Here is a 5,131-nt window from a genome sequence, read left to right on the forward strand (position 1 = left end):
CCGTTCGGCAGCACGCTCGCCACCCTGTCGCCGTGGCGGCCGCCGCCTCGACGGCACCGCTCAACCCCGCCTACCGGGCCGACGAGCTCGATTTCTACCTCACCGACATCGGCGCCAAGGCAATCCTTGTCGCGGAGGGCGAGACCGGACCGGCGGTGACGGTGGCCGAACGCCTTGGCATCGGCGTGCTGCGGCTTGTCGTGCAGCCCGCCACACCCGCCGGCAGCTTCATGATCGAGGGCGCAGCGATCGGACCGCAGGCCGCGCCCGACATGGCGCAAGACAGCGACATTGCGCTGCTGCTGCATACCTCCGGAACGACATCGCGTCCAAAACTGGTGCCGCTCAGCCATGCAAACATTGCGGCCTCGGCTGCCCATATCGGCGGCACGCTTGGCCTGACGCCAGATGACCGTTGCCTCAACATCATGCCGCTGTTCCACATCCACGGCCTGATCGCGGCCGTGCTGTCGTCGCTGGCTGCCGGCGGCAGCATCTACTGCACGCCGGGTTTCAACGCGCTGCGCTTCTTCCAGTGGCTGAGCGAGGCGCAGCCGAGCTGGTACACGGCGGTGCCGACCATGCATCAGGCGATCCTGCCCCGCGCGGCACGCAACACCGAGGCGCTGGCGGCGGCGCGTCTGCGCTTCATCCGCTCATCCTCGGCGTCGCTGCCGGCGCAGGTGATGGCCGAGCTGGAGGCGACCTTCGGCTGCCCGGTGATCGAATCCTACGGGATGACCGAGGCCGCGCACCAGATGGCCTCGAACCGGCTGCCGCCGGGCCAGCGCAAGCCGGGCAGCGTCGGTGCCTCCGCCGGTCCGGCCGTGGCTGTCATGGCGCCTGACGGGCGGCTGCTCGCAGCCGGCGAGACAGGCGAGATCGTCATTCGCGGACCCAATGTCACGACGGGTTACGAGAAGAACCCGGATGCCAATGCCACGGCTTTCGCGCATGGCTGGTTCCACACTGGCGACCAGGGCGTGCTCGACGAGGACGGCTATCTCAGGGTCACCGGTCGGCTCAAGGAGATCATCAACCGCGGTGGCGAAAAGATCTCGCCGCTCGAGGTCGACGACGTGCTGATGGACCATCCGGCGGTGGCGCAGGTCGTCACCTTCGCCATGCCGCATGACAAGCTTGGCGAGGAGGTGGCCGCGGCGGTTGTGCTGCGCGAAGGCATCAGTGCCACCGAGGGCGACATTCGCACCTATGCCGCGACACGGCTTGCCGATTTCAAGGTGCCGCGCAAGATCCTGATCCTGGACGAGATCCCCAAGGGTGCGACCGGCAAATTGCAGCGCATCGGCCTCGCCGCCAAACTCGGGCTTTGACGATGAAGATCACCATCTTCGGCGCCGGCGCGATCGGCGGCTATCTCGCGGCCAAGCTCGCCATCACTGGGCGGACCGATCTTTCGATCGTCGCGCGCGGCGCCCATCTGGAAGCCATCAAGGCGGACGGCCTGCGCCTGATCGAGGATGGCCAGGAGATTTCGGTCCCCGTCCGGGCCGCCGCCAAAGCCGACGAGCTTGGCGCCCAGGATTACGTCGTGCTGGCGCTGAAGGCCCATTCTCTCTCCCCAGCCCTTGACCAGATCGCGCCGCTGCTTGGGGACCACACATCAGTCGTCACCATGCAGAACGGCGTGCCCTGGTGGTATTTCCACGGCGTCGGCGGGCCGCTCGAAGGCACCAGGCTGAACGCGGTCGACCCCGGCGGCGCGATCTGGCAGCGGATCGGACCGGACCGCGTTATCGGCTCGGTCGTCTATCCCGCCGTCGAGGTCGATGCGCCGGGCCTCATCCGCCATGTCGAGGGCAAACGTTTCTCGCTCGGCGAACCCTCCGGCGAGCGCAGCGAACGGGTTACGCTTCTGGCCGAGGAAATGGTCAAGGCCGGCTTGCAAGCGCCGGTGCGCGAGGACATCCGCAGCGAAATCTGGGTAAAACTGTGGGGCAATCTCTCCTTCAACCCGATCTCGGCGCTGACCGGCAGCACGCTGGCCGCGATTGTCGCCGACGATGGCACCCGCGCGCTCGCCCGCACCATGATGCTGGAGGCGCAGGCGATCGGCGAAAGCCTCGGCGTGCGTTTTCCCATAGCGGTCGACCGGCGCATCAAGGGCGCCGGCGATGTCGGCGAACACAAGACCTCGATGCTGCAGGACCTGGAGCGCGGCAGGCCGATGGAGATCGACGCGCTGGTGAGCGCGGTGCAGGAACTTGGCCGGCTCACGGACAAGCCGACCCCGACCATCGATGCCGTGCTGGCGCTGGTGCGGCGGCTGGCGGTGGAACGCGGGTGTTATCGGTGAGGTGGAAGGACAGGGCAAATCAGAGCCGTGGCGCGCGACGATCCAGGCCTTGAAGCAACTTGGCCTCATATCCCAGCTTGACCAAGGTTAGCAGCATGCTGAACGCCATTCACCACGTCGCGCTCATCTGCACCGACTACGACCGGTCGCGACAGTTCTACGTCGAACTCCTCGGCCTCGATCTGATCCGGGAGGTTTATCGGGAGGAGCGGCAGTCATGGAAAGCGGATCTGCGGATCGGGTCGGCCCAACTGGAATTGTTCTCCTTCCCTGCACCAGCGATGCGGCCATCCCACCCAGAGGCTACAGGCCTGAGACATCTGGCATTCGCTGTGGCTAATCTTGAGCCCGTAATTATCCGCCTGGAAGCCGCAGGCGTTGCCGTCGAGCCTATCCGGATCGACCCATATACGGACCAACGGTTTACCTTTTTCAGGGACCCGGATGGATTGCCGCTGGAACTCTACGAAGCCCCATAAGGAACGGTTCGCTTTCGCGACGGGCGCTGTGTACTGACGGTCTCGGTATCGGCGGACCGCGAATCTGTGCTAAGCGCCGCCCAACCAACCAAAGGACGACACCAATGAGCGAACTGACCGTGGCCGAGGCGACCGAGAGCATCTATGCCTCGCTCCGGGCGGACAATGCCGACATCGACACACATATCGCGGCGCTTAAGGCGGCGCTGACGCGAGAAGGGATCAAACAGGCGGTGTTCGATCCGGCCAAGCTGGCGCAGAACAACCGCTCGGGCCGCAAGTTGATGCAGGCTTATTTTCGGCAGCGCGGCGTGAGCGTGAAGTTCTCGGACCAGTAGAACCGCGCGGGCGATCTCAATCGCGCGATTTGGTTGGTTTCGGACGCAAGTTCCCCGACGCTTCGGGCCATCCCTTTTGACCGGCTCAATAACAGCGATCTGCCGCCGCAAGTGCATCGACGCGGTGAGCTTGGTCCAGTGCGCCAATCCGTCGGACTGACGCATAGAACCTGACATAGTCGCCCGAACACAAGTCGAACAGGCGCAGAAACGCGGTCACCCGATCGCTATAGACGGACGTCGCGGCGAGCTTTGCATTGTTGATCGGGGAAGCGAACCAGGCATCGTATCCCCGGTATCGGCCCCAGCGCCTGTCGCGCATGTGTCGGTAGCGCATCCGCAGCCGTTCAATCGCGGCCGTCTTCGCGGCCAGTTTTTGCTCCGAGGTGCCGGCGTTGGAATAGACTTGCGCCAGCTCGTCCCGGGTCCGCGACACCAGCGAAAGAAATTCAGCCTTGCGTCTCCGGGCGGCTTCGTAACGGCGCAATGCGGCGGTATCGCCAGCCGCGCGCAGCCATTTTTTCACGCCGGTTGTTTCGACGGCGACAGCGAACGCCTCGTTGAATGCGGAATCGTCGTGCACGTAGACGCGCTGGTGGGCCAGTTCATGGAACACCAGCGCTGCGAGATAGGTTTCATCCTGGCCGAACATCGTGCTGAGCAGCGGGTCGCTCGACCAGCCAAGCGTGGAATATGCCGTGATGCCCGTCACATAGACGTCCATGCCCTGTCCTTGAAGTTCGACAGCGGTTTCAGTCGCGGACTTCCTGGAGAAATACCCCCGGTAGGGAACACAGCCGAAAACAGGAAAACACCATGTTCGCGGCGTCAGCGAAAATGCCGGCGCGGCGAAGACAGCCCATGTCACCGAGTCCCGACCAATGTCGACATAGCTGCGGTAGCTGTTGTTGTCGGGCAGCGCCAGTTCATCCGTTGCGAACTGTCGTATAGCGCTCGCCGATGCCATTCGCGCGCGCAATGCCTTCGGCGTCGACGGATCCTCGATCAGTTTTCCGACATCCTGGCGCGCCGTCATGATCCGCAGATGGCCCTGCACGGATTGCGCGTAGTAGGAAATACTGGTGCAACCGGTCACGCCGGACGCCACGATTACAACGACAAGCAATCGAAAGAATGCGCGCATCACGATTTGCCCAAAGCAGTGCTCACCCGTTCCGATGGAGTCGCAATTGCCCCAGGTCGCAAGCAGTCGCATCGATTTGATCGAGGTCTATAGCTTTCTGAAGTATCCGGACAGGTGCTCATTGGGGAGACGCATGCGTCATCACGCGCAAGCCGCGTCCCATCAACCTGCAGCTGATCAGTCCTTTCCCGCCCGCTTGAAAATCCGCGCGTAAAATTCGCCGACGATGCCGCGCCGGAAGACGAGCACGCACACCATGAAGATCAGGCCAGTGGCGATGGTCACCGGAAAGCCGGAAGTGGCAAGCGTGTTTTCCAGGCCGATGACAAGGCTGGCGCCGATGATCGGCCCGACCATGGTGCCGATGCCGCCCAGAAGCGTCATCAGGATCACCTCGCCCGACATCTGCCAGGTGACGTCGGTGAGCGTGGCGAACTGGAAAACGATCGCCTTGAGCGATCCGGCCAGCCCGGCCAGCGCCGCCGACATGACGAAGGCGCCGAGCTTGTAGTTGGCGACGGAATAGCCCAGCGAAATGGCGCGGTTCTCGTTCTCGCGGATCGAGCGCAGGATCATGCCGAACGGCGAATTGACGATGCGCCAGATGGCGAAGACGCCGACGAGGAACACCGCCAGCACGAAATAATACATGTTCAGCGAGACGTTCAGGTCGAGGACGCCTAGCAGCATGCCGCGCGGCACACCTTGGATGCCATCCTCGCCTTGCGTGAACGGCGCCTGCACGCAGAAGAAGAAGAACATCTGCGACAGCGCCAGCGTGATCATGGCGAAATAGATGCCTTGCCGGCGAATGGCGAAGAAGCCCATGACGAAGCAAAGCAGGGACGCACGC

At 63.7% G+C, this 5,131-nt stretch carries 6 protein-coding genes; 4 read left to right on the forward strand and 2 right to left on the reverse strand.

All coding sequences use genetic code 11. From position 1 onward, the window contains the following. The 4 genes from EN893_RS18165 to EN893_RS18180 form a co-directional block, all read left to right on the forward strand. A partial coding sequence (locus EN893_RS18165) for an acyl--CoA ligase (protein WP_128361682.1) occupies window positions 1-1,334 on the forward strand: 1,334 nt, incomplete at its 5' end. A gap of 2 nt (window positions 1,335-1,336) precedes the next feature. Next, the gene (locus tag EN893_RS18170) at window positions 1,337-2,317 is read left to right on the forward strand and encodes a 2-dehydropantoate 2-reductase (protein ID WP_127272486.1); all 981 of its coding nucleotides are present in this window, start codon (window positions 1,337-1,339) and stop codon (window positions 2,315-2,317) included. A gap of 95 nt (window positions 2,318-2,412) precedes the next feature. After that, window positions 2,413-2,796, forward strand: coding sequence for a VOC family protein (locus EN893_RS18175; protein ID WP_127267611.1), 384 nt, complete (start codon window positions 2,413-2,415; stop codon window positions 2,794-2,796). A 104-nt stretch (window positions 2,797-2,900) separates the two neighbouring features. Further along, window positions 2,901-3,134: a hypothetical protein gene (locus tag EN893_RS18180; RefSeq protein WP_127267610.1), complete on the forward strand. Its 234-nt coding sequence runs from the start codon at window positions 2,901-2,903 to the stop codon at window positions 3,132-3,134. Between the two features lie 85 nt (window positions 3,135-3,219). Here the strand turns inward: EN893_RS18180 and EN893_RS18185 are convergent, their stop codons facing one another. Then, window positions 3,220-4,278 (reverse strand): aminopeptidase, encoded by a 1,059-nt coding sequence (locus EN893_RS18185; RefSeq protein ID WP_127267613.1) that lies wholly within the window; start codon window positions 4,276-4,278, stop codon window positions 3,220-3,222. Window positions 4,279-4,455: 177 nt separating this feature from the next. Further along, on the reverse strand, window positions 4,456-5,131 hold a 676-nt coding region (locus tag EN893_RS18190), incomplete at its 5' end, for a branched-chain amino acid ABC transporter permease (RefSeq protein WP_164900943.1).

Source organism: Mesorhizobium sp. M7A.F.Ca.CA.004.04.2.1 (assembly GCF_004022825.1).
In the GTDB taxonomy this organism is placed as follows: Bacteria; Pseudomonadota; Alphaproteobacteria; order Rhizobiales; family Rhizobiaceae; genus Mesorhizobium.